27 protein-coding genes, 1 pseudogene and 1 riboswitch are annotated in these 25412 nt (G+C 35.5%); of the genes and pseudogenes, 20 read left to right on the top strand and 8 right to left on the bottom strand.

Features of this window, described 5'->3' with window-relative positions:
* Window positions 1-198: 198 nt before the first annotated feature.
* The 4 genes from DM800_RS24370 to DM800_RS24355 all read left to right on the top strand — a co-directional run bounded on the left by DM800_RS24370 (window position 199) and on the right by DM800_RS24355 (window position 3708).
* Entirely contained in the window at window positions 199-1344 is a 1146-nt protein-coding gene (locus DM800_RS24370; protein ID WP_088609233.1) for a stage II sporulation protein P, read from the top strand.
* 224 nt (window positions 1345-1568) lie between these two features.
* On the top strand, window positions 1569-2246 hold the full coding sequence (locus tag DM800_RS24365; RefSeq protein WP_147787787.1) for a copper homeostasis protein CutC: 678 nt from the start codon (window positions 1569-1571) through the stop codon (window positions 2244-2246).
* Between the two features lie 23 nt (window positions 2247-2269).
* Window positions 2270-2821 (top strand): signal peptidase I, encoded by a 552-nt coding sequence (lepB, locus tag DM800_RS24360; RefSeq protein WP_088063882.1) that lies wholly within the window; start codon window positions 2270-2272, stop codon window positions 2819-2821.
* Window positions 2822-2982: 161 nt separating this feature from the next.
* Entirely contained in the window at window positions 2983-3708 is a 726-nt protein-coding gene (locus tag DM800_RS24355) for an alpha/beta fold hydrolase (protein WP_147787786.1), read from the top strand.
* A 222-nt stretch (window positions 3709-3930) separates the two neighbouring features.
* Here DM800_RS24355 and DM800_RS24350 read toward each other — a convergent pair whose 3' ends face one another.
* On the bottom strand, window positions 3931-4344 hold the full coding sequence (locus DM800_RS24350) for a hypothetical protein (RefSeq protein ID WP_147787785.1): 414 nt from the start codon (window positions 4342-4344) through the stop codon (window positions 3931-3933).
* A gap of 252 nt (window positions 4345-4596) precedes the next feature.
* Here DM800_RS24350 and DM800_RS24345 point away from each other — a divergent pair, with 252 nt between their 5' ends.
* The 8 genes from DM800_RS24345 (at window position 4597) to DM800_RS24310 (ending at window position 10987) form a co-directional block, all read left to right on the top strand.
* A complete protein-coding gene (locus DM800_RS24345) occupies window positions 4597-5349 on the top strand; it encodes an IclR family transcriptional regulator (RefSeq protein ID WP_098133146.1) in 753 nt (250 codons plus the stop codon).
* Window positions 5350-5363: 14 nt separating this feature from the next.
* Entirely contained in the window at window positions 5364-6077 is a 714-nt protein-coding gene (gene pxpB, locus DM800_RS24340; RefSeq protein WP_088063878.1) for a 5-oxoprolinase subunit PxpB, read from the top strand.
* The gene (locus tag DM800_RS24335) at window positions 6068-7057 is read left to right on the top strand and encodes a 5-oxoprolinase subunit C family protein (protein WP_147787784.1); all 990 of its coding nucleotides are present in this window, start codon (window positions 6068-6070) and stop codon (window positions 7055-7057) included. The genes pxpB and DM800_RS24335 overlap by 10 nt, the downstream gene beginning before the upstream one ends.
* A gap of 19 nt (window positions 7058-7076) precedes the next feature.
* Window positions 7077-7838: a 5-oxoprolinase subunit PxpA gene (gene pxpA, locus DM800_RS24330; protein WP_088063876.1), complete on the top strand. Its 762-nt coding sequence runs from the start codon at window positions 7077-7079 to the stop codon at window positions 7836-7838.
* A gap of 22 nt (window positions 7839-7860) precedes the next feature.
* The gene (locus DM800_RS24325; RefSeq protein WP_061671924.1) at window positions 7861-8556 is read left to right on the top strand and encodes a DUF969 domain-containing protein; all 696 of its coding nucleotides are present in this window, start codon (window positions 7861-7863) and stop codon (window positions 8554-8556) included.
* 1 nt (window position 8557) lies between these two features.
* Window positions 8558-9520, top strand: a complete 963-nt coding sequence (locus tag DM800_RS24320) for a DUF979 domain-containing protein (RefSeq protein ID WP_088063875.1) — start codon at window positions 8558-8560, stop codon at window positions 9518-9520.
* 15 nt (window positions 9521-9535) lie between these two features.
* Entirely contained in the window at window positions 9536-10183 is a 648-nt protein-coding gene (gene pcp / locus DM800_RS24315) for a pyroglutamyl-peptidase I (protein ID WP_098815326.1), read from the top strand.
* A gap of 75 nt (window positions 10184-10258) precedes the next feature.
* Window positions 10259-10987, top strand: coding sequence for an NAD-dependent protein deacylase (locus DM800_RS24310; protein WP_147787783.1), 729 nt, complete (start codon window positions 10259-10261; stop codon window positions 10985-10987).
* Between the two features lie 55 nt (window positions 10988-11042).
* On the opposite strand, the pseudogene DM800_RS24305 reads toward DM800_RS24310, so the two are convergent.
* Window positions 11043-11624: pseudogene (locus DM800_RS24305) on the bottom strand (hypothetical protein).
* A 279-nt stretch (window positions 11625-11903) separates the two neighbouring features.
* Between DM800_RS24305 and DM800_RS24300 the strand changes: the two are divergent.
* Window positions 11904-14057 (top strand): peptidoglycan D,D-transpeptidase FtsI family protein, encoded by a 2154-nt coding sequence (locus DM800_RS24300; protein WP_147787782.1) that lies wholly within the window; start codon window positions 11904-11906, stop codon window positions 14055-14057.
* A gap of 82 nt (window positions 14058-14139) precedes the next feature.
* Window positions 14140-14661 carry a signal peptidase I gene (gene lepB, locus DM800_RS24295; protein ID WP_147787781.1) on the top strand — a complete coding sequence of 174 codons (522 nt, stop codon included), beginning with the start codon at window positions 14140-14142 and terminating at the stop codon, window positions 14659-14661.
* Between the two features lie 33 nt (window positions 14662-14694).
* On the opposite strand, the gene DM800_RS24290 is transcribed toward lepB (DM800_RS24295), so the two are convergent.
* The gene (locus DM800_RS24290) at window positions 14695-15318 is read right to left on the bottom strand and encodes a cephalosporin hydroxylase family protein (protein WP_142293498.1); all 624 of its coding nucleotides are present in this window, start codon (window positions 15316-15318) and stop codon (window positions 14695-14697) included.
* Between the two features lie 225 nt (window positions 15319-15543).
* Here DM800_RS24290 and DM800_RS24285 point away from each other — a divergent pair, with 225 nt between their 5' ends.
* On the top strand, window positions 15544-15729 hold the full coding sequence (locus DM800_RS24285) for an antitoxin VbhA family protein (protein WP_088609219.1): 186 nt from the start codon (window positions 15544-15546) through the stop codon (window positions 15727-15729).
* 208 nt (window positions 15730-15937) lie between these two features.
* Window positions 15938-16795 (top strand): PhzF family phenazine biosynthesis protein, encoded by an 858-nt coding sequence (locus DM800_RS24280; protein WP_147787780.1) that lies wholly within the window; start codon window positions 15938-15940, stop codon window positions 16793-16795.
* A gap of 49 nt (window positions 16796-16844) precedes the next feature.
* Here DM800_RS24280 and DM800_RS24275 read toward each other — a convergent pair whose 3' ends face one another.
* The 4 genes from DM800_RS24275 to DM800_RS24260 form a co-directional block, all read right to left on the bottom strand.
* On the bottom strand, window positions 16845-17606 hold the full coding sequence (locus tag DM800_RS24275) for a class I SAM-dependent methyltransferase (RefSeq protein ID WP_147787779.1): 762 nt from the start codon (window positions 17604-17606) through the stop codon (window positions 16845-16847).
* Window positions 17607-17913: 307 nt separating this feature from the next.
* A complete protein-coding gene (locus DM800_RS24270) occupies window positions 17914-18684 on the bottom strand; it encodes a DNA alkylation repair protein (protein ID WP_147787778.1) in 771 nt (256 codons plus the stop codon).
* A gap of 33 nt (window positions 18685-18717) precedes the next feature.
* A complete protein-coding gene (locus DM800_RS24265; RefSeq protein WP_060487256.1) occupies window positions 18718-19023 on the bottom strand; it encodes an iron-sulfur cluster biosynthesis family protein in 306 nt (101 codons plus the stop codon).
* A gap of 113 nt (window positions 19024-19136) precedes the next feature.
* Entirely contained in the window at window positions 19137-20603 is a 1467-nt protein-coding gene (locus DM800_RS24260) for an amino acid permease (protein WP_001083377.1), read from the bottom strand.
* A 112-nt stretch (window positions 20604-20715) separates the two neighbouring features.
* Window positions 20716-20908, bottom strand: a riboswitch (Lysine riboswitch).
* A gap of 386 nt (window positions 20909-21294) precedes the next feature.
* Here DM800_RS24260 and DM800_RS24255 point away from each other — a divergent pair.
* Complete coding sequence (locus DM800_RS24255; protein WP_147787777.1) at window positions 21295-21744, top strand: GNAT family N-acetyltransferase; 450 nt, start codon at window positions 21295-21297, stop codon at window positions 21742-21744.
* 39 nt (window positions 21745-21783) lie between these two features.
* Here the strand turns inward: DM800_RS24255 and DM800_RS24250 are convergent, their stop codons facing one another.
* On the bottom strand, window positions 21784-22794 hold the full coding sequence (locus DM800_RS24250) for a sulfite exporter TauE/SafE family protein (protein WP_142293497.1): 1011 nt from the start codon (window positions 22792-22794) through the stop codon (window positions 21784-21786).
* A gap of 98 nt (window positions 22795-22892) precedes the next feature.
* Here DM800_RS24250 and DM800_RS24245 point away from each other — a divergent pair, with 98 nt between their 5' ends.
* The 3 genes from DM800_RS24245 to DM800_RS24235 are packed head-to-tail and all read left to right on the top strand — an operon-like array spanning window position 22893 to window position 25402.
* The gene (locus DM800_RS24245; protein WP_097907967.1) at window positions 22893-23690 is read left to right on the top strand and encodes a VOC family protein; all 798 of its coding nucleotides are present in this window, start codon (window positions 22893-22895) and stop codon (window positions 23688-23690) included.
* Window positions 23691-23706: 16 nt separating this feature from the next.
* Window positions 23707-24645 carry an aminoglycoside phosphotransferase family protein gene (locus DM800_RS24240; RefSeq protein WP_088609212.1) on the top strand — a complete coding sequence of 313 codons (939 nt, stop codon included), beginning with the start codon at window positions 23707-23709 and terminating at the stop codon, window positions 24643-24645.
* A 13-nt stretch (window positions 24646-24658) separates the two neighbouring features.
* Window positions 24659-25402: a metallophosphoesterase family protein gene (locus DM800_RS24235; protein ID WP_088609211.1), complete on the top strand. Its 744-nt coding sequence runs from the start codon at window positions 24659-24661 to the stop codon at window positions 25400-25402.
* Window positions 25403-25412: the final 10 nt, after the last annotated feature.

The following is a 25412-nucleotide window of genomic DNA, read 5'->3' as shown; positions in this document are numbered from 1 at the left end:
TCTATATTTATATAGACTCAGGTTATTTAATTTGTTTTAAAATCTTTGATGATATTTGCATATGACAACTTTAACCTCATTTGCTTTATGGAAAGAGGTTAAATGAAAACATAGTAGTTTGAGGCAGTTCTATTAAATTATTAATCATATTCATTGAAAATTAAGCGTAAGAATATAGTAAATGAAGGGAGATATAAAATGAATAAAATTAAACTGAAAGTATTAAATGTAAGATATGTAGTGATATGTATTTTATTCACTATTATATGTATCCTCACTTCATTCTTCATTTCTAGTAATTCCAGCGTATTTAAATCATTTTATATGAATCAGTTGTTAGGAACAAATTCTACTAAAGGTCTTATGTATATGATAGGAAGTGAAAATCGTTATTTTGCAGAAGAATTTCATAAAGAAAAAGGACGAGCGTCTTTGGAATCTTTTTTACTGTCACTTTCTACAAACATTAATGTAAATGATCTCCGAAGTTTATTAACTAGAGAACTTCCTAATATGAATCAATTTTATTCGGAAATATTAATTGCTGGGGAAGGAACAGATTATACGAACATTCCTGAAGAATCCAGTATTCCTTTAGATAACATTAAAGATAAAGGTACTGCTATTAAACACCCAAAGAGTGGGAAAGAAAACAATTCTACTGGTGAAAATTCAAATACACAAAATAACGGTGAAAATAAAGTTTTTATTTATCATACACATAGTTGGGAAGCGTTTATTCCTCTCATTCCTGGTGCTACGATACCCGATGATGCTTCCAGTACAAATAATGAAGTGAATATTACGTTTGTTGGAAACTATTTAAAACAAAAGTTAGAAGAAAAAGGAATAGGTGTTTCACATGATACGACAAATATGAGGGATTTTCTGCGAAATAAAAATTTAAATTGGGCCCAATCTTACAAAGGATCCCGTCAAATATTACAAGATAAATTAGCACAAGATAAAAATATTATGTTTCCAATGGACCTTCATAGAGACGATGCACGAAAAAATATTACAACAAAAAATATTAACGGAAAGAATTATGCTCGGCTTTATTTTATTTTAGGACGAGAAAATCCTAACTATGAAAAAAACAAAAAAATAGTAACGGCAATAAATTCATATTTAGATGAGAAGTATTACGGTTTAAGCCGAGGGATTTTTATTAAAGATCGTAAAAGCGGTAACGGAGTATATAATCAAGACCTTTCTCCAAATGCATTACTTATTGAAATGGGAGGGGTAGATAATACACCAGAAGAATTGTATGCGTCAGTTGACGCATTAGTAGAGGCATTTAGCCACTATTATAATGAAGTAACTAAGAAAAATAACTAAATGTATAGGGGAAACCTAGTATTTTTGTAAAATAAAAAGGAGTGACACCTAGTCAGAAGTTCTAGGGGTTACTCCTTTTTTAGTAGAATATAATATTAACAACGAAGGCAATCAATAAAAAAATCTTTCTTTTTATTCTTCTTTTTACAGTTTTATAGGAGAATGCTATGTTTCTTATTTCAGCTACTGTATAATAAGAAAAAAGCACGAAAAGAGGTCATCTCATGCTAGAGGTTATTGCAACATGTTTAGAAGATGTGAAACGAATTGAACGAGCTGGCGGGAAGCGAATTGAATTAATTACATCTTATACAGAAGGCGGTTTAACGCCGAGTTATGCATTTATTAAAAAAGCGGTAGAAGCAGTACATATACCGATTCACGTTATGATTCGTCCGCATGCAAAGTCTTTTACATATACGGAAGAAGAAATTGAAATGATGAAGGAAGATATTATCATTGCGCAGAAGTTAGGTGCAGCTGGTGTTGTATTAGGTGTATTAAACGAACGAAATGAAGTGGATGAAGAGAAATTAGCGAATTTACTATCTGTTGTAGATGGAATAAATGTAACGTATCACCGAGCGATAGATGATATAGAGAATCCAGTAGAAGCGATGAAAACTTTAAAGAAGTTTCATAAAGTGACTCACGTTTTAACTTCAGGTGGACAAGGAAATATAGTAGAGAATATTCCGGTGCTTGCAGAAATGCAAAAGGTAAGCGGTGGTCAAATTCAGCTTGTAGTTGGAGCTGCTGTGACAAAAGAAAATATAAAGCAATTGCTAGATGAAACTGGAATTTCGCAAGCTCATGTCGGTACAGCGGTTAGAGAAGGGAAATCATGTTTTTCTGAAATTGATCCTAATTTAGTACAAGAATTAGTTCAAATCATACAATAAACAGTTAAGAAAGAGGAGAAACGATGAAGGAAAATACGAAGAAAGAATTATTCTCATGGGCTAAAACGATAGGATTTACTCTTGTATTAATTGCTATTATTCGCGGTGTTTTATTTACACCTTCATTAGTACAAGGTGAATCGATGATGCCTACTTTAGAAAATAACGAACGAGTTCTTGTGAATAAGATTGGTTATAGTATAAGTGGATTAGATCGCTTTGATATTATCGTCTTCCACGGAAAAGAAGGATACGATTTAGTAAAACGAGTGATTGGTTTACCAGGCGATACAGTGGAGTATAAAAACGATGTTTTATATGTAAACGGAACAGCGATGGAAGAACCATATTTAAAAGAGTTTAAAGAAAAAGCAGCAGGCCGTGTATTAACTCCAGACTTTACGTTAGAACAAATCACTGGAAAAACGAAAGTGCCAGAAGGCCAAGTGTTTGTTTTAGGAGATAATCGTGAAGTTTCGAAAGACGGTCGAATGTTCGGATTTATTTCAGAAGATGAAATTGTCGGAAAAGGCCAAGCTGTTTTCTGGCCGTTGAAACAAGTAAGAGCGCTATAAAGAAGTATGAAATATAATACCCTATAGAATAGACACCCGAAAAAAATCTATTTTATAGGGTGTTTTTTGTATAATAAATCAATTGAAAATAAAAGACTATTAAGAAGCAAGCAAGAAAAGGTTTGTCGCCTTGATCATATATATTACGAGTAGGTGATTTTGTGGAAAAAGAAAGGAAATATGCTATTATGGCAGATGGCAGTCAAATTTATTACGAGAAAAGCGGACGAGGTCTTCCACTGTTTTTATTACATGGGAATAGTGGCAGCGGGAAATATTTCTCTAAGCAGGTGCCTGAATTGGAAAAGTATTTTCAAATATTCTTAGTCGATAGCCGTGGGCATGGGCGTTCGACTAACGTCTCCAAAAATTTAAACTTCCCACTAATGGTCGATGATTTGAAAACAATAATGCTTTTAGAAAACATTCGGAAAGCAGACTTTCTCGGGTTTAGCGATGGAGCCAACTTAGCAATGATGTTTACTACTTCGTATCCCGAATACGTTCATCGACTCGTTTTAAATGCAGGAAACACAAAAACAAGTGGAGTTCGTTTTTTAGTGTTAGCAGCTATTTATGCATTGTATAGTTTTGTTTTCATTCCGTCCTTATTTAGTAAGAAAATACAGCAGAAACTATCCATTCTCAGTTTGTTACTCCATGATATTGGTGTCTCAGAATTAGATTTAAAACAAATAAGTTGCCCGACTTTAATATTGGTTGGGGAGCATGACATTATAAAACGCAAACATTCCATATACTTAGCAAAGACAATTCCAAATGCTTCATTTGTCTCAGTTTCTGGACAGGGACATACATTTGCACGAAAAAATCCCCAACAATTCAACCAAAAAAATTTAAAGTTTTTGAAAGAAAAGTCAAGTTAAAGACTGAAAAATTATTCAGGCATTAATTATACATGAGTTGAAAAGATGTATAAAGATGGTCAGTACAAGCCTAGATCTATTACGGAATATTTGTAAATAATCTTGTCATGGAAAAAGCGGAAAAGTATATTGACAAACTAAATGGAATTTAAAAAAGATGACTTCTGCTGGATACAGAAATCATCTTTTTTATGTTGCTTAACTTTTTTGTGTCCTACTTATTTAAATGTTAGGTTTTGCTATAACTTGAACTTTTGAAAGAGAACCATCATTATTTCTAAATTTTATTTTGTATTCACCTTCAGGAAGCCAATCACTCCAATTTATATTAAATTCATTGATTGCTTGTTCCCTAGGTTTTAAAGTTCCGTCAATCATCCAAGAACCTTTAGCGTTATATAAAGTGTAACTTAAAGGAGAATCGCCTATATTTTTTACAAAAAGGCTTAATTCATCACCGTGAGAGTAGTTAAAGCTAAAAATACTTGATTCGAAAAAATGAATTTCTTCGTTCGCTATTTTATGATATTGGGCAACTGTAGCGGTTGCATGAGTATCTTCATTCGTCGCAAATGTTACATTATAACCTATACAAAAAGATAACATAATAGCAGGAATTACTAGCAACTTTTTCAAAAGAAACACTCCTTATATTTTATTTTTCGTATATCATGATAAATGAAACGTATTGGGAATGTAATAACTTGATGTGAAAATTTACAAATGCATTTAATTATTTACGTTTTTTAAACTACTGACAAATATATCGGTTCATAGGCTTGAAAAAAATATTGATAGAATTGAAAGAATATTTTATAATTTTAAATTATATGTTTGTTTCGAAAAACGGAATTTAAGTTCCAAAATTCGGAACAAGAGGGAGATAGAATGAGTATAAATAAAACGGCAGTTAAGACAATGGATATTTTAGAGTTGTTTTATGAGCATGAAGAGCTAAGTTTAACAGAGATGGTTCAGCTTACGAGTATGCCGAAAACATCTGTTTATCGTTTAATTGGCTCCTTAGAAGAAATGGAGTTTTTACAAAAAAACGAGAAGGGGAAATATCGTCTCGGAGTCGTTTTTTTACGGTTCGGTCAACTTGTTTCACAAAGATTATCCGTAAGAAATATTGCGATTCCCTATATGAAAGAGCTTAGAAATAGTTTAGGGCAGGCAGTTAATTTAATTATTCAAGATGGTAATGACGCGATTTATGTGGAAAAGATGGAAGGTGCTCAGCCTGTACGCGTGTATACAGCTGTTGGAAGAAGAGCGCCACTTTATGCGGGTGCATGTCCGAGAATTTTACTATCGTATTTCTCTGAGGAAGAGCAACGGAAATACATAGAGGAAACGGATTTAAAACAGTTTGCAGATGGAACAATCGTGGATAAGAAACAAATGTTAGAAGTGTTACAAGTGGCGAAAAAGGAAGGACATACAATTAGCTATTCTGAGTTAGAAAATCATACAGCGGCTATAGCAGCGCCCATTTTCGCAAGCGATGGAACAGTTGTAGCAGGTATTAGTATTTCGGGATTAGCAATTGAGTATAACGAAAGTAACATTGCATATTTTATTGCGAAGGTGAAAGAAACAGCACATCGAATTTCGAAAGAACTCGGCTTTTTGGCATAGAAAGAGGGAGTAGGATGAAATTTTCTGCGTTAGGGGATCAAGCAATTATTGTTACATTTAGTGAAGAAATTGGGATGGAGACATACGAAAAAGTGCAGCGATTGTTTCAAGCGTTGAGGCGGCATCCGTTTACAGGAATGGTAGAATGCGTTCCGGCGTTTACTTCCTTAGCGGTTTATTACAATGTATACGAAGTGTGGAAGAAAAATGGGAGCAGTGAAGGGCCATATAATTACGTCTGCCAATATATAAAAGAGCTGTGTAATTCGTATAAAGAAGAAGTGAATCAAGATGCGAAACATATTTCTATACCAGTTTGCTACGGTGGAGAATATGGACCTGATTTAGAAGAGGTCGCACATTATAGAGGATTACGAGCGGAGGATGTCATTCGCATACATAGTGAAACAACATATTTTGTGTATATGTTAGGTTTTACACCAGGGTTCCCGTATTTAGGAGGACTATCAAAAGAACTAGAAACACCTAGAAAAGAAACACCACGGTTACAAATACCTGCTGGTTCAGTAGGGATTGGCGGAAATCAAACAGGTATATATCCGCTTGAAACACCGGGTGGATGGAATATTATTGGCCGAACACCAATCTCCTTATTTAATCCAGAAGAAGAAACACCAACATATATTCAAAGCGGTATGTATTTACGATTTATCCCAATAACGAAGGAAGAGTACGTATCACTTGAGGGGGCTAAAGAATGGATGTAGAAGTTTTACATGCAGGAATGTTTACAACAGTCCAAGATTTAGGGCGAGCTCATTATCAACAATACGGTGTACCAGTTGGCGGGGCCATGGATCAAAGTGCACTTCGGATGATCAATATGTTAGTCGGTAATGAAGAGAATGAAGCGGGACTCGAAATGACAATTATGGGGCCTAAATTGTTAATAAAGAAAACGACTTTACTTGCGATTGGCGGAGCAAATATGGAGCCGTTACTGAATGGGAAGCGTATTCCATTATGGCGTCCCATTTTAGCGGAAGAAGGTAGTATGCTTTGTTTTGGGAAAGTGAAAAGTGGTTGCAGAGCGTATGTGACTTTTGCAGGTGGTATACAGATTGATCGCATAATGGGAAGCAAAAGTACTTACATACGTGCTGTGATTGGTGGTATTGAAGGAAGAATGCTGAAAAAGGGAGATTATTTTCAAATTGGAACGCACACAGAAATGGCGAGACATTGCATTCAAAACTTACAAAACGATGAGCGAAACAAAACGAAATGGGCAATTAGCAAAAGCGTACTGCCAAAGTATAAGAAGTATCCTAAGCTGCGTGTCATAACTAACTTTGAATATGATCAATTCACAGAAGAAAGTATAAAGGCATTTTTTACGAAAGAGTATAAAGTATCTAATTACGCTGACCGTATGGGTTATAGAGTTGAAGGAGAAGTTTTAAATAGAGTGGAAGAAAAAGAGATTTTATCGAGCCCCGTTACATTCGGAACGATTCAAGTGCCAAACGGTGGACAGCCGATTATATTAATGGCAGATAGGCAAACGACAGGTGGCTATCCGAGAATGGGAAATATCATTTCAGTAGATTTACCTCTTCTTTCTCAGCTAAAACCGGGGGACTATGTTTCATTTGAGAAAATTACGCTTGAAGAAGCGGAACAATTGTACATAGAACAAGAAGTAAATATGAATCTATTAAAGAAATTCATCGCTTTACGAAGCTGACATTGGGAGGGAAAACATCGTGACGACAATCGATTTAAACTGTGATTTAGGAGAAAGTTTTGGAGCTTATAAAATGGGGAATGATGATGAAATTCTTCCGTTTGTTTCCTCTATAAACGTTGCTTGTGGTTTTCATGCGGGTGATCCGACTGTAATGAGGAAAACGGTCGAAAAGGCACTGCAGCATAACGTAGCAATTGGCGCGCATCCTGGTTTTCCTGATTTAATTGGATTTGGAAGAAGAAACATGAATGTTTCAGCAAGTGAAGTATACGATTACGTTTTATATCAAATCGGCGCATTAGATGCTTTTGTGAAAGCGGCAGGCGGGAAAATGCATCATGTAAAACCGCACGGTGCCCTATATAATATGGCGGCGACAAATCCGGAAATTGCAGATGCAATCACGAAGGCAATTTATCATAGTAATCCCAATCTATTACTTTACGGATTAGCAAATAGCGAGGCGTTTATACAGGCTGCGGAAAAATATAATGTAACTCTCGTACAAGAAGCTTTTGCTGATCGTACGTATAAGCAAGATGGAACGTTAACGAGCCGGACAGAAGAAAATGCGCTCATAAAAAATGAAGACGAAGCGATAAAGCAAGTGCTTCAAATGGTGAAAGAAGGGTATGTAAACGCGGTGAGCGGAGAGAAAGTAGCGGTTCAAGCGAAAACAATTTGTTTACATGGTGATGGAGAAAAAGCAGTGCAATTTGCGAAAAAAATATACAGAACATTCGAACTTAATGGTATTTCTATTTGTGCACCGAAATAAAAAATAGGGGGAAGTGCTAGAAATGATTAAATTAATCGGGATACTACTTGTTGCGGTGGGCTTTTTATTTAGATTGAATACACTTTTAGTAGTTATGGTTGCAGGTATTGTTACGGGTATGGTTTCGGGATTAAGCTTTTATGATGTGATCAGCTTGTTCGGTAAGTTTTTCATAGAAAATAGATATATGTCTATGCCAATTATATTAACTTTACCGGTAATCGGAATTTTAGAGCGTTACGGTTTAAAAGAAAGAGCAGAAGCACTTATAACGAAATCAAAAGGTGCAACAACTGGAAGAGTATTAATGTCATATTTTACGATAAGAGAATCCTCAGCAGCACTGGGGCTGAACATTGGTGGTCATGCACAAACGGTAAGACCGCTCGTTGCACCGATGGCAGAAGGGGCTGCGCAAGGGAAATATGGTAAGCTCCCTGAAAAGTTAAGAGAAAAAATTAAAGCGAATGCAGCAGCTGCGGAAAATACAGCATGGTTTTTCGGAGAGGATATATTTATCGCGACTGGTGCTATTTTATTAATGAAAGGATTCTTCGATTCAGTAGGTATGCATGTCGGTGTATGGGATATGGCGCTTTGGGGCATTCCAACTGCAATATCAGCACTTATCGTAAGCTGGATCAGATTTAGAAGATTTGATAAATATATAGCGAAAACGATGGCATCAAAAGAAAAAGAAGAGAAGGAGGCAATATAAAATGAACATCATCACAATGGATACAATTTATTACGTATTAGGAATAATCGTTGCTTTTATCGCCGTTCGTATTGCATTTGATCGTCAACATCCAAATCGATTTGGTTCTAGCTCATTTTGGGCGCTATTTGCAGTTACCTTTTTATTCGGAAATGTAATCCCTTCGTTTTATGTTGGCTGTATCGTGCTCACTATGGTCGTGTTAGCTTCATTAAATAAAGTAACAAAATCAGAGGAGAAAGAAGTTCCAGTACAAGAACGTGTGAAACATGCGGAGAAATTAAAAAATAAAATTTTTATGCCTGCACTATTAATTCCTATTTTTACAATTATCGGTACGTTAACGTTAGGGAAGATTAAATGGGGGAATGTATCCCTTGTTGATCCGGATAAAGTCACATTAGTTGCATTAGCACTTGGGGCACTACTTGCATTCATTGCGGCGATGCGTATTACGAAATCGAAAATAACAACGCCTGTTCAAGAAGGAAGCAGACTATTACAAGCTGTTGGCTGGGCTGTTATTTTACCGCAAATGTTAGCAGCACTTGGCGGTATTTTCGCAAAGTCTGGCGTTGGACAAGTCGTTTCTGATTTAGTCGGACAAGTATTACCGACAGAATATCCGTTCGTTGCTGTTATGGCATATTGTTTAGGAATGATGCTCTTTACAGTCGTAATGGGAAATGCATTTGCAGCGTTTGCCGTTATTACTGGCGGAATTGGCTTACCTTTAATTGTTCAAATGCACGGAGGAAACCCGGCAATTATGGCCGCGCTCGGTATGTTTGCTGGATATTGCGGAACGCTACTTACTCCAATGGCAGCAAACTTTAATATCGTTCCGGCAATGCTTTTAGAGCTAAAAGATAAAAATGCAGTTATTAAAGCGCAAGTACCAATTGCTCTTTCAATCTTTATTATAAATATGTTTATTATGTACGGTCTTGTATATCGTTTCTAATTAGGAGGGAAAACTATGAAAACAGTATTACTAACAGGGTTCGACCCGTTCGGCGGAGAAAGCATTAATCCAGCTTGGGAAGTCGCAAAAAGTTTGCATGAAAAAACAGTGGGAGAATATAAGATTATTAGTAAACAAGTACCAACTGTATTCCAAAAATCAATCAGCGTATTAAAAGAGTATATAGAAGAACTAAACCCTGAAATGATTATATGTATTGGACAAGCTGGAGGCAGACCAGATATTACGATAGAGCGTGTCGCAATTAACGTTGATGATGCAAGAATTGCTGACAATGAAGGGAATCAGCCGGTAGATGTACCGGTTGTAGAAGAAGGACCAGCTGCCTATTGGTCTACACTTCCGATGAAAGCAATTGTAAAAAGACTGCAAAAAGAAGGTATACCAGCTTCCGTTTCACAAACAGCAGGTACATTCGTTTGTAATCATTTATTCTACGGTCTCATGCATGAACTAGAGAAACAGGATAAGAAAATAAAAGGCGGATTTATTCATATTCCGTTCTTACCAGAACAAGCGAGTAACTATCCAGGCCAACCGAGTATGTCACTTTCTACGATTAGTAAAGGGATAGAATTGGCAGTTGAGGTAACCACGACAGTTGAGGTGGATATTGTTGAAATTGGGGGTACGACGCATTAAATAAATCGAATCGTACGACACCTCCTGTAAACAACTGGTATAATAAGTATAGGAAAATACATAGAGGTGATTTTTGTGCAACAATTTGAAGAAGTACGTTCAATTTTAGAAAAAGCGAAGAAAATTACAGTGTTAACAGGTGCAGGAGCAAGTACGGAAAGTGGTATTCCCGATTTCCGTTCAGCAAATGGATTGTATGCTGATGCGAATGTGGAGATGTATTTATCAAGAGGATATTATAATAGAAGCCCGAAAGAATTTTGGAAGCATTATAAAGAAATATTTCAAATTAATACGTTTCATCAATATAAACCAAATCGTGGCCATCGCTTTTTAGCTGAATTAGAAGAACAAGGGAAAGATATTACGATTTTAACGCAAAATATTGACGGTTTACATCAACTAGGCGGTAGTAAGCATGTCATTGATTTACATGGAACACTTCAAACAGCACATTGTCCGAAGTGTAAAGTGGGCTATGATTTGCAGTATATGATTGATCATGAAGTGCCTCGCTGCGAGAAGTGTAATTTCATTTTAAATCCAGACGTTGTTTTATACGGGGATACATTGCCGCAATATCAAAATGCGATAAAACGTTTATATGAAACAGATGTGCTTATCGTTATGGGAACTTCATTAAAAGTACAACCCGTCGCTTCATTCCCACAAATCGCAAAGAGGGAAATAGGGGCAACGACAATTTTAGTAAATGAAGAGTTAACAGGGCAAGAATATAACTTTGATTTTGTTTTTCAAAATAAGATTGGTGAGTTTGTTGAAGGGTTATCTTCAATGAAATAAGTTATCAAAAAAACTGAGGTATTCACCTCAGTTTTTTATTTGAATAATTACTGTTTTAAGCCACATGAAAACAGGTCGATAATGTAGTAACCACATCTCTATAATTTATAAAAAAGTGTTTCGTAGGTAAAACAGCAGAGTAAGAAGTAATATTATCTTAAGCGAATATACAATCGTCATAAAGTAAGCTAATGTGTAGCGGTTGTAAAGGTTCAATTTCGTTTTGTTTTAAGTATAAAACTAAGTCGTTATAAAGTTGCGTACTATACTCACTTACAGACCATTCTAATGAATGCTGACCTACTATGCTAGTCCACCATACTTTAAAACTATACAGCATTTCTTTAAAGGATTCCTCATTACAGAATTGAGTGTCAAAAAGCTTCTCGTAAAAGATATTATTTTCCTCATAAAAAAATTGTAAATCATATCGGTCGTTAGCAATTTGTTTACGAAGTATATGCCATAATTCTTTGAAATGATCTTCAAAGTCAGTAGAGAAATTTAATTGTCTTGCTATGTAAGGAAACCGCAAATTTTCTTTGTTCTCATGTTGGTTAAGATAAATGTTTTGAATATAAATCATAAAGTTTAAACAATATGACGTATTAGTATGAATTGTGAATGAACCTGTCATTTCATTTTCTCCTTAGTAATGCCTTTTATCGTTAGTATACAGAGAAATGTAAATGAATGGTATGAAAAGACGATAGTATACACTCATTCTTTCAGAAGAAAATTCATGTTATGCCGAATTAAGGGAATGGTAATAAATAGGATATAAAATTAAAATACTGAAAATTAAATCTTTTATTTCTTTTGTAATTAATATAAAATTCTATATATATCATATAAATAAATTTGATACATAATGGTTCTATGTAGAAATGTTAATAGAATGAAGCGAGGGAGCGAAATGAGACAGAAAAAGGAGCAGAAGAAACAATCGAAAAAGAATAAGACTCATATTCCATTTCGATTAAATGTACTATTTTTTATCGTCTTTCTTTTATTTTCAGCTATTATAATTCAATTAGGTAAAGTACAAATTATTGATGGAGAAACGTATAGAAATGAAGTGAACAAAAAGGAAGATGTTACGGTAAGCACTCCTGTTCCTAGAGGGAAAATGTTTGATCGGCAAGGTCAAGTCATTGTAAATAACAAACCGCTACGAACCGTTACTTATACGAAAATGAAAGGGGTAGATTCGAAAGAAGTTTTACAAGTCGCAAGACAATTAGCTCAGCTAATAGAAATGTCACCAGAAGATATAGATAAGTTGACAGAAACAGATAAAAAAGATTTTTGGATGCAGTTAAATGAAAAGCGCGCTGCAGCAAAAGTGACGAAAGAAGATGAGAATACATTTAGGAAGCAAGAGATAGAAGGGAAAGAATTAGATAAAAAAGTAGAAGAGTTACGTAGGGAAAGAATTACGCAAGAAGAATTAAGTGAACTTTCAAAAGAGGATTTAGAAGTACTAGCAATTAAAAGTAGGATGAATGCGGGATATAAAATGACGCCGCAAATCGTAAAAAAAGATGTAAGTCAAAATGAATATGCAGTTGTAAGTGAAAGATTGGCAAGTTTGCCAGGAGTGGATACGACAGTGGACTGGGAACGTGAATACCCAAATGATAAAATACTTCGTTCGATCCTTGGTAGCGTTTCTACTGAAAATGAGGGCTTGCCAAGAGAACAGTTAGATTATTATTTAGTGCGTGATTATAACCGAAATGATCGTATTGGTAAGAGCTACATCGAGAAACAGTACGAAGATGCATTACATGGAACGAAAGAGCAGTCTAAAAATATTACGGATAAAGCGGGCAATATTATTCGGACAGAAAAAGTGACTGAAGGAAAAAGTGGAAATAATTTAATGTTAACAGTGGATATGGAGTTACAGAAAAAAGTAGAGGAAAGTCTTGAAAAGAATTTACGAGCATTTCATTCTGCAGAGCCGATGATGGATCGTGCATTCGTCGTAATGATGAACCCGAAAAACGGGCAAATTTTATCAATGGCAGGAAAGAAAATTGTAAATAAAGATGGTGGCATGCAAATAGAAGACTTCGCTTTAGGAACGATGACAAGTTCTTATGAGTTAGGATCAACTGTGAAAGGGGCTACGTTATTAGCCGGATATCAAACTGAAGCAATTAAGCCGTATACGCACTTCTTTGATGCACCAATGTATTTTAAAGGAAGTTCTAAACCAAAGAAATCGTGGAAAGACTTTGGTGATATTGATGATTTAAGAGCTTTACAAGTTTCATCGAATGTTTACATGTTTAATACAGCATTAAAAATGGCAGGTATAAATTATGTACCAAACAATCCGTTAGACATTAAACTAGAGACATTTAATAAAATGCGCTACTATTTTAGACAGTTCGGATTAGGTGTACCGACTGGAATTGACTTGCCGAATGAATCGATTGGTCAAATGGGTAGAACGGATAACATACCTGGTTTTTTACTTGATTATGCGATTGGACAGTACGATACATATACACCGCTGCAACTTGCTCAATATATGTCAACAATTGCAAACGGCGGTTACCGAATGAAACCACAAATTGTACAAGAAGTGAGAGAGCAACCACATAGACCAGAGGATGTCGGAAAAGTTGTTCGTTCCATTGAACCAGTTATTTTAAATCGAGTGGATATGGACACTTCATACATTAATCATGTAAAAGAAGGATTTAGAAGAGTTTTTCAAGAAGCTGATGGAACAGGTACGGCAACGTTTAAAGGATTACCGTATAAACCAGCTGGAAAAACAGGAACAGCTGAAACTGTATACGGTGGAGAAAGTGATATTGGAAGAGATGAAAACAATAACCGAAAAAAATGTTATAATTTAACTCTTGCCGGTTATGCACCATATGATGCTGATCCGGAAGTTGCTTTTTCAGTTGTTGTACCTTGGGTGAATGATGACAAATCAGGAATTAATTCCGTGATTGGTAAAGAGATTTTGGATTCATATTTTGAATTGAAAGCGAAAAGAGCGGGTGGAAATCCAGTCCCAGTAGAACAGCCGAACAAGGCACAGTAAAAATAGTATCACTGCATGGAGATATATTGTGCAGTGATATATTTTTTGAGTGACTAAGCGTTTAAATAAGGTGGGAATGGATATGAAACAGGAGATTAAAAGAGGCTGGGGGAAATACATACTCTTCGTGTTTGTTTTGGTAGTAGCCTATCATTCTTTTACTTTATGTAAAGTGGAAGGGAAATCGATGCAACCGACTTTATATGAAGAAGACTACGTATTTGTAAATAAAGCAGCAGTACATTTTTCAAATTTAGAACACGGAGAAATTGTCATTATAAAGGAAGAGGATGAGTCGAAATATTATGTAAAACGAGTAATAGGACTTCCTGGTGACGTAATTAACATAACGAATGGATCAGTATATGTGAATGATAAAAAGCAAGAAGAACCGTATACAAATAAAGATTTATTTAATAATACGCAAGTGTTTTATAACTTTCAAAAGACAAAAATCCCGCCAAATAAGTTATTTGTAATGGGAGATAATCGTGAACTTAGTAGAGATAGTCGAAATGGCCTAGGATATATTGAAGAAGATAATATAGTAGGCAAAGTGGAATTTGTATATTATCCTTTTTCAAAAATGAAGATCCTAGAATAAGTGGGGTTATACAAAACCCCACTTATTAAAGTTTCACTTTAACTTCTTTAAATAACCTTTTGGATTAAATGAAATGAAAAACTTATGCTTGGATTCATCGATTATGAAATTGTTATTTTTAGTCAAAAACTCTTCTACAGCTTCCATTGGACCAGGGCCCCAATCAGGAGAGAGGGGATTGCCGTTAATACTTGTATCTTCTACAATCAAATAACTGCCTTTTGTTACAATAGATTTGTATAGTAAAAGTTCTTTTGAGACATGTTCTTTACTATGATCAGAATCTAAAATAACTAAAATCACATCATCAGGTTTGCGCATACTTAAAATTGTTTGGACGGCCTGTACAGAAACAGAAGAAGCTGTTAAATACGTAATCCGATTATGTGACGGCCGATTTGGTTGTGGGAATATATCGATAGTAAGTACATGACCTTTTCCAATTAGATCTAACATAGAAGCTAAATATAGTGCGCTACCACCATAGAAGGTTCCACATTCAATAATTAAATCGGGTTTTAATTCGTGAATGATCTCTTGGTACAAAAAAAGGTCAGAGGGAAGTTTACAGATCGGAACCCCGAGCCAGTGTGTATCATGTAACCAAACGTTGCTGTCGTAATAAAGTTTTAGAAATTCATTGCTTATAGTATCGATGTTAATTCTCCTTTCTAAAAAGGATTCTTTCGCTTTACGTAAAGTGCTTACGTATGAAAGTTGTACTATATATTATGTAGTAAGGAATTGTAAGGCGAGTGTTTTTACTTAAAAATAAGCTAAATAACTCATGTGTAAAGGAAAGGAAATGGATGTATGTATAAGTACACAATTTGCTTCATTAGAAAAGGAAATGAAAATGATGTGAAGGAGATAACTTAAATTATGGTATTCAAAAGTGAGGAAGAACTAAATGAAGCTATCGAAGAAGCTAAAGCAAGTCTAGCAATAGAGGGTATGATTATTACAAAAGAAATGGAAAGAATTATTAAAGCGAAGGTAACAGGAAAGATAACGCATGAGCAATTTATCGCATTAGCTGATGCGATTGCAAGGCGTGAACTTACTTAACAATCTAAAAGGCACCACGAACTTTTGTTAAATAAACGGGAAAAAAGAGATGGTAAATCCATCTCTCAGACTGTAGACAAACTATTTTCGGAGAGTTCAGATGCTAAAAATAGTTTGTCTCTAGCTTTATGACGAATTTATCCAACAATATATATACGTAGTACGTTCTATGCTACAATTTACTATAAGTGAGGAAGGAAGGTGTCTTATGAAAATATCTGTTTATGTTGCAAGTGCATTTAGCAAGGATAATAAAGGTGGAAATAAAGCAGGAGTGGTATTTGTGGAGGATACATTGACCACTACTCAAAAAATGGCAATAGCCAAACAACTGGGCTATGCGGAAACCGCATTTATATCAGAATCTGAAATTGCTGATTATAAAATTGAGTATTTTACACCAAAAGAGGAAGTTGATTTATGTGGTCATGCCACAATTGGCTCTTTCGCGATACTGATGCATGTAAATAAACTTTTCAAGAATCGCTATACGATTGAAACGAACAGCGGTGTTCTTACTATTACCATAAAAGATGACATCATATTCATGGAACAAAACGAACCGATATTCTATGATGTTATATCTCCAAATGAGTTTATCGACTGCTTTGACATTAAAGATATAGACAATACATACCCAATTCAAATTGTCTCCACGGGCTTAAAAGATATTTTAATTCCTATAAAAAGCGAAACACAATTACATACAATGCAACCTAATTTTGAAAAAATTAAAGAAATCAGCAAGTATTATAATGTTGTCGGGATGCATCTATATACTTTTAATGACAATCGAATTATATGCAGAAACTTTGCTCCGCTATACGACATCAATGAAGAAGCAGCGACTGGAACTTCAAACGGTGCATTAGCTTGCTACCTTTATGAACAGCGCTACTTACAAAAAGAAGTCTATGTATTTGAACAAGGTTATTCTTTACACTCGCCTTCCGAAATATTAGTTAAATTAGCAACCGATAGCGAGAATAAAATAGAAAAAGTTTATGTTGGTGGCAAAGGCTATTACTGTGAAACGAAGTGTTTAAATATAGAAAATATTGAGTGAAAATAAAAAAAGAGATGGTAGATCCATCTCTTTTTCATATGCTCCATGATTAACCGCGAATCGCTTTAATCATAAAACGATGTTGCTTCACATCAAAATAACCTTTTTGTAAGATGATTTCATGTATACGATATAATTCCTCATTGTAACCTTCGACAGTAAAATCAGGAATTTGCCACGGAATCGTTTTTAAATAATAGACGATAGCGCCAATGTCGTAAAAGCGTTGAAAAGGGAACTCTTCTTTTTCTTCTAAAATAGTAAATCCATTTTCCTTTAACTCACAACATGCCGCTTCAAGCGACCAACTTGCAAATTCGCTATTTAGCGGTGTGTTAAACTGCTCATTCAGTTCCGCGCAATCGAGACCACCAACTTGTTGGGTAAAAAATATTCCATTAGGAGAAAGTATTCTTTTTACTTCAGAAGCAGCATATGATTCATGTTGATTTATGATTAAATTAAACTGACCATCTTGAAATGGTAAAGCAGTGTCATCTGTTACCTCTATAACTGTAACCCCTAAAGGTTCTAATTTCTTCCGAGCAATCGGCACGTTTGGAGCATAGCCCTCAGTCGCAAAAATAGTTGATGGGAACGGTTGTAACATAGATAAAAACTCTCCGCCGCCAGTGCCCATATCTACCATTGATTCTGCATGCTGCATAAGTTGGAAAGCTGTACTGCCATATGACCACGATAAAGGCTCGCTCTTCATTCGACCCGTTTCTGAAATAAAAGAAAAATCCCAACCGCTAAAATTTGTATTAGCACTTTCTAATAAAGTTAAAAATAATAAATCACGTTTCATAATTGTATCCTCCTATTTTGTAAGTAAATGATATGATGAGAAAAGAAAAAAGGAGGACCTCTTATTAAAGGGGAACGGTTTTACGTTTCGTGTTCAAATAGATTCATATAAATTAGCTCCTTGTTAGAGTGGTTATTTGTATATTCGGGATAATTGAGTGGAAATCCTTTGAAGTTAGTAGGGAAGGTAGTTGTTTAAACGAAATAAGCCAAAAATGTTTCAAAATATTTTAAGACAAGGGTAATGTTTGAAAGAGAAAACCGCTTATACTTCAAAAATGAAGTATAAGCGGTTTTGTATAAAGTACTTAAAAAGAAAAATCTTTTGGCAAATTACCACTTTTTATCACCGTTCTTAACCCATGTTTTATAATCCAAGGATTAACCGGATGCTGTTTATCGCGTAACTGCTGCAACCATTGAAAAACGAGTTCTTTATCTTCTTTCGTAATATCGTTAATATGATTGGCTACTGATTTTTGGACATATTTAGAAGGATCATTCATTAATGGTTCAAGAAGCTGTAAATTGTTCTTAAAGTCACCTTTCAGAGCTCCTATTTTTTTAGCCCAAGGAAGTCTGGGCCTTGTACCTTCGGAAACTAATCTTCTAATGTGGCTGTTTTCGTCATGAATCCACTGTTGTAATATGTGTAGTGTCTCTTCATGGTATGTTTCGAGAAAAGGCCGAATGGCATATTCAGCAGTATTCCTTTTTGTTATTTCATACATGGCGTTACATGAGGTTTCAAAATCGTTAAGCCCATATTTTTCAACGTATTTTGCAAAAGGCATGTACATATATCCGTTTGTAAATGTGCCTACTTCTGTTGTGTTTTCTGGCCCCAATGTTTTCAGTAAAATATGTATTGCTGCATTAAAATCTTTTTGTAATGCATCGTGTAATTCATCTGCTATTACTTCTATACGCTCTTTTAACTCTAAATTTTCAACTTTACATGTTACGGAAGATACGAAGTTTCTTTTAGAGAAATTAGGATCGTGTTTACAAATAGAATCAGCCATTATTTCTACTAATTCTTCATTAAATAAAAATTTTAACGGAACATAATTACCCATTTTTTCACCTCATTGATCAGCTGAAAATAATTTTTATTTTTTAATCGACAACCCATAAACTAAAGTCTCACTCGGAGTCGTAATACTAAAACCTGTCGTTTTATAATCAAGTGTCACCGTATCACCAGTGTAGTCTTTCGTAAATGAATCCATTTGTACGATAAACTCAGCATCTTCATATACAACATCATCTGCATCATATGTATCCCAAATTAAATCAACATCAACGAAAATACTGCAAGAGTTTGTCATTGTTCCTCTAATGCGAATGATTTTTTTGTCTTCACGTTCTAATCTATGTATAGCTGCTTTTGCTTCATCAGTAATGCGAATGTTCATCGTATCCCAACCTTTATGTATATTTCCTTTATTATTGCAAAAACAGGAGGAATAGGGAAGGGAGAAGCATGGGAATAAAAAACGAACAAACATATTTGTTTGCTCGTTTCACTTTATTTCAATTCACATTTATCAAGTGGAATCACTTTCGTTTTCTTCGTAAATTTATATCCTAACCATAGTACTAAGAAGAGTGGTAAACCGATGTAAGAAACGAGTACACCGTTCCAATCGATTGCTTCGCCCATGAATGCGCCGTAGTTTTGTCCTAAAATTACGATGACACAAAGTGCAAATGCGAAGATTGGACCGAACGGGAACCATTTTGCTCTATATGGTAAGTCTTTTAAATCTTTACCTTGAGCGATATATGCTTTACGGAAACGGTAATGACTAATTGCGATTCCGACCCATGCGATAAAGCCAGACATTCCAGATGCGTTTAATAACCAAATGTATACAACACCGTCACCGAATAAGGAAGCAATGAAAGCGATACTACCAACAATTGACGTTACGATTAATGCGTTAACAGGTACACCGCGGCTATCTAATTTACCAAGAAACTTCGGTGCTTTACCTTGGCGAGCTAAGTCCCAAAGCATACGAGTTGATGCGTACATTCCAGAGTTACCAGCAGATAGTACTGCCGTTAAAATAACAGCGTTCATAACAGAAGCAGCAAAGGCAACGCCTGCTTTTTCAAAAATAAGTGTAAATGGACTTACTGTAACATCACTTGCGGCAAGGCTTTCAGTTGTATAAGGAATTAGTAAACCGATAACGAGAATCGCAAGGATATAGAATAAAAGAATACGCCAAAAGATCGAGCGAATTGCTTTTGGAATGTTACGCTCTGGATCAGCAGTTTCACCAGCAGCAACTCCTAATAATTCAGTTCCTTGGAAGGAGAACCCAGCAGCCATAAATACACCGATAATTGCCATAATGCCGCCATTAAATGGTGCATCTGCAACAGTGAAGTTTTTAAAGCCAACAGATTCGCCGCCCATAATTCCGAAAATCATCATGAAGCCGACAATTAAAAAGATAATAATAGTAACTACTTTAATAAGTGCGAACCAATATTCAGATTCACCAAACCCTTTAACAGATAAATAGTTTAAAAGGAAAATAATAGCTAAACATAATCCACTCCAAATAAGAGAAGGGGTATCTGGGAACCAAAATTTCATAATTAATGTTACAGCAGCGAGTTCAGCAGCAATTGTAATGGCCCAGTTATACCAATAGTTCCATCCAAGTGCAAAGCCAAGGGACGGATCAACAAATTTTGTTGCATAAGTACTAAAAGATCCAGTAACAGGCATGTAAGCTGCGAGTTCAGCTAAGCTTGTCATTAAAAAGTAAACCATAATCCCAATTGCGGCGTATGCAATTAATGCGCCACCAGGTCCAGCTGAATGGATGACACCACCGCTGGCAAGAAATAGTCCGGTACCGATTGTACCACCGAGAGAAATCATCGTAAGGTGACGAGATTTTAATCCGCGTTTTAATTCACCTTGTCCTTGTGTAGTTTGCGTTTTAGAGGTAGCTTGATTCGTTGCGCTATTCATGTTCAACACTCCTTTTCTTGTAAGATAGGAAGGAACGGGGGAGAAAAATACAAAAAACCGCCAAAGGAATTTGGCGGAACGTTTCACAAATAACCACCCCATCATACCCTTCCGTTAAGATAGCACCCCACGTTTACACGGTAATTTTGTAAACGTGACAGTTCTGTTCCTTTCGGAGACAGCCCCAGCTCATAATTCCAGAGAAGAAATATAAACTTCGGCAACTTTTCCTTTCAAACGGAGTCGGTGACATTCTCTGTGTCTCGTCCGTTTTACTCATAAAAGTCGCAACCTCTACCTCATCGGATTGATGAGGATTTGATATATTGCTAAGATTTTTAATATATGGCAATTGTAATGACTTTCTGAATATATTGCAAGATATTTTGTTAGGAAAAGTCAAAAAATATCGGTTATTGTATAGGAAACGTTTGCAAAACTCCACCCAAACCTACTGTTATGTAACAAAAAATAAAGAAAGAAATTGTTATACAAATGTTTCGCAAAAAATATTAAAAAACCCTTTAAAAATAAAAGAAAATTCTGAAAATATAATTCGACATAACTATCAAAAGAGGATTATTCCTTAAATTCGTTTCAAAGAATAAGTATAAATCCGGTGAATAGAATGAATATTCTTTTTATTTATGGTAAAATTGAAGTATTGTTTAATTGAAAAGGGGAAATCAACATGAAATTAGAAACAGAAAGGCTCTATATAGTACCGTGTACAGAAGAGAGTATGCAAGTTGCTAACGAGCAAGGATTTAATAGTGGTCCACATATTGTAGGGCATGTAGAAAATGTAAAACAAAATCAGGCTTTATTACCTTGGGGGGCGTGGTATGTCATTCGCAAAGAAGATGACATCGTTCTAGGTGATATAGGATTTAAAGGGAAACCAAATGAGGAACATATAGTAGAAATTGGTTACGGATTTATTGAGAAATATTGGAATAAAGGGTATGCGACAGAAGCCGTAAGAGAATTAATAAGTTGGGCTTTTCAAACACGAGAGGTAGAAACGATTATTGCGGAGACACTTCTTGAAAATGAAAGCTCGATTCGTGTATTAGAGAAATTACATATGAAGAGAACTGGCACTACAGAAACGATGATCAATTGGAAAATAGAACAATAAAAAATACCGCTCGACGTATATCGGGCGGTATTTTTATCGTTATGGTAGCATTTGTTTTTGATCATTCGGATATCCAGCTGTCGGCGCGTCAGAACGCTTGGAATGATTGCGAACAGCAATGAAAATAGAAATAATAACGACAAGGCCAACTGCCACGTAAGAAAGTGAAATAATAGTTGGATCAACTTTAAATGTAGTAAGCAATGTACGAATGTTTGTAAAGATAATAAGGCCACCAACTAATACGCCAAGTAAATGAGAAGGAACGATGCGTACTAACCATGCAGCGATTGGTGCCGCAACGATACCACCGAGCATGAGAGAAAATACCCAAACCCAACTTACTTGTTCCCAGCCAAGAGAAATGAAAAAGCCGATTGTTGCAGCGAGTGAAACAGGAAATTCGCTCGTATCTACAGATCCGATAACTTTTCTAGCTTCATTTCCTCTTGCCAAAAGCACAGGTGTCGTAATCGGACCCCAGCCACCACCACCAGTTGAATCAACGAATCCAGCAAATAAGCCAAGCGGAACAAGCTGTTTAGCAGACATACGCTTATTTGAAGTAACAATTTGTTTTTGAATGAGGAATCGTAATAAAATATAAACCCCCAAAGTAAATAAAAATACGGAAATGTACGGTTTAATTACATCGCCAGGTAAATTACTTAAAAAACATGCTCCAATAAATGCACCAATTGCTCCTGGCAATGTAAGCCTGGAAACGGTATATTTATCAACGTTTCCAAATTTGAGGTGAGATGCACCAGAAGCGGCGGTTGTAACCACCTCAGCTAAATGAACAGATGCGGAAGCTACAGCCGGTGCGATACCAAACATTAATAATAGTGAGGTAGATGTTACCCCGTACGCCATTCCAAGCGCCCCATCAATCAATTGAGCGAAAAATCCAATAATAGCAAAGACAATTAATTTCTGCATAAATAATCCCCCTGTAATAATAAATGAAAAAGGCACTTTTCCCGTATGAGAAAAGTGCCTTTGGTTTTTCCAATCAGCAATAATTAAATTTGTTTCATTATAATACATATTAATCGTATAAATCAACTGGGTTTTAAAGTTTTTTGAATTGAATGAAAGAAAAATAAAATATACAATAAAAGGATGGAGAGAAAGGGGAGAAAGACATGTTACGATTTGATCATCTCGTACACGCAGTACATGGTACACCGGAGGAATCGGCGAAACAAATGCAGGAGCGTGGATTTCATACTGCACTAGGCGGAGAGCATACGACCTGGGGTACTTGGAATAGTTTATGTTATTTTGATTTATCCTATATAGAATTTTTAGCAATTCAGCATGAAGAAAAAGCGAAGAAAGCAGACAATCCATTAGTACAAGAAACAGTAGTGAAATTACAAGACGGAGAAGGAATGCTACAAATCGCAATTCGAGCAGATGCCATTGAAGACCTAGCAGTTAAGTTTAGTAAGCAAGGTTTACATACGATAGGACCATTTGAAGGGAAACGTATGAGAAAAGATGGCCGCCTTTTAGAATGGAAAATGTTATTTGTAAAGCAAGAGGAAAACGGACCGAAATTACCATTCTTTATACAATGGAATGAAACGGATGAAGAAAGAAGAAACGATTTACGTAACATAGGGACGATCACTGAACATAAAAACAAAGTACAACAAATTGAAACGATTCATTACGCAGTGAAAAATGTTCGAGAAACAGTACGGAAATGGAAAGAAGTAATGGGGCTAACTGCAAGCCAGGTCGTTAAAAATGAAGAATGGAATGCAGAGTGTCAAAGCGTATCATTTGGTGATGTTCATGTGCAGTTTTGTGAACCAAAAGGAGAAGGGTTAGTACTAGAACGTTTGAATCATCATGGCGAATATCCATTTGCAGTGGAGTGTAATGGGGAAAATAAACGAGAGCATGAAGTGTTAGGTAGTTTGTACATATATTGATAGAGGTGTGAACATAGTGGAAGAAATACTTAGAGAGATAGAGAGAAAACTAGAATGGCCTCGTATTACAAAGTGTACAGCTATTTCAAAAGGTTTTTCACATGAAGAGAAATATAAAATAGAATTAGAAAATAGAGTGACATATTTTGTGAAAATATGTGATGCCGTTCATTTTGAACGTAAACAAGAAGAATATACGTATATGAAACAATTAGAGTTATTACATATTCCTACGCCTAAGTTCATTCATTTTATAAAGCTGGAGGATTTAAATAAATGTATTCAAGTATTTGAATGGATCCAAGGTGTAAATGGTGAAGAAGGTTTAGGGAAACTATCGGTGGAAGAACAGTATTATGCAGGAAGAAAAGCAGGAGAAGTATTAAAGAGAATCCACTCAATTGAAAGAGAAAGTGCAAGTAATAAATGGGAAACGGTTCGATGGAATAAATACGAAAGATACGTAGAAGCGTTAGCAAACTATGAAATAGACTTCCTTGATTTGAAGCCAGTATTAAGTTTTGTAGGGGAGCATAAACAATTATTGAAAAATCGCCCAATCACATTTTTACACGATGACTTCCATCCAGCAAATAGTATGATTCATAATAAAGAGTTTATCGTTATCGATTTTGGTGGATATGATTTTGGCGATCCAATACATGATTTTTATAACGTAGCGATCTTTACTACAAGAATAAGTAAACCATTTGCGGTTGGACAAGTTCACGGTTATTGTGGAGGCGAACCGTCACTTCACTTTTGGCAGCTGTACTCATTATATGCAGCAATGACATTCCCAGCTGATATCGTATGGACAAACCGAAGCACGCCACATTTAGTAGATGATATGAAGGAAAGATTGAACGGAATTTTAGAAGATCATAACAATTTTTCATCCTATATTCCAAAATGGTATCAATCACAACATGAGGATATAATAAACAATAAGTAATGGAGGGATTCATATGGATAAAATAGCGGTAATTTCAGATATTCACGGTAATATTCCAGCTTTAGAATCTGTGCTGCAAGATATTAAATTAAGAGGAATTGAGCGCATCATTTGTCTTGGAGATTTAGTCGGAAAAGGCCCTCATTCTAGCGAAGTGATTGAAATCATTCGTAAAGAATGTGATGGAGTTGTAATGGGAAATTGGGATGATTTCATTACAAAACCGACTGAATTTGAGGCATTAAAATGGCATCAAAAACAACTATCGGAAGAACAAAATGACTATTTAAGAAGCTTACCGTTTTCAATCGAATTTTTTATGAGCGGCAAACTGATTCGTATGTTCCACGCATCACCGAGAAGTTTATATGAAAGAATTCAACCACATGCCTCAAGAGAAGAGCGTATTAGTATGTTCGAAAATAGTGAGCTCACAGAGAATATAGAAGGGGAAAGAAAACCCGATGTCGTTTGCTACGGTGACGTTCACCAAGCATTCGTTCAAAATTTTAGAGGGAAAACATTATGTAATGCTGGTAGCATAGGAAATCCTCTTGAAATTACACAAGCTTCTTATTTAATATTCGAAGGAACTTACAATGAAAAAGAAGCAGCAAGCTTTTCCATTCAACTCGTACGTGTACCGTATGATATTGAATTAGCTATCAGACTAGCAGAAGAACTCGATATGCCAGAAATTGAAGAATACAAACAAGAATTACGGACTGCTTTATATCGAGGGTTTAAGGGAAAGTAAGTCAATTATA

It is taken from the genome of Bacillus sp. AY18-3 (genome assembly GCF_008042305.1).
GTDB lineage: Bacteria > Bacillota > Bacilli > Bacillales > Bacillaceae_G > Bacillus_A > Bacillus_A wiedmannii.
Note: the sequence above shows the minus strand (reverse complement) of the source record. Positions and strands in the feature narration are given on the sequence as shown.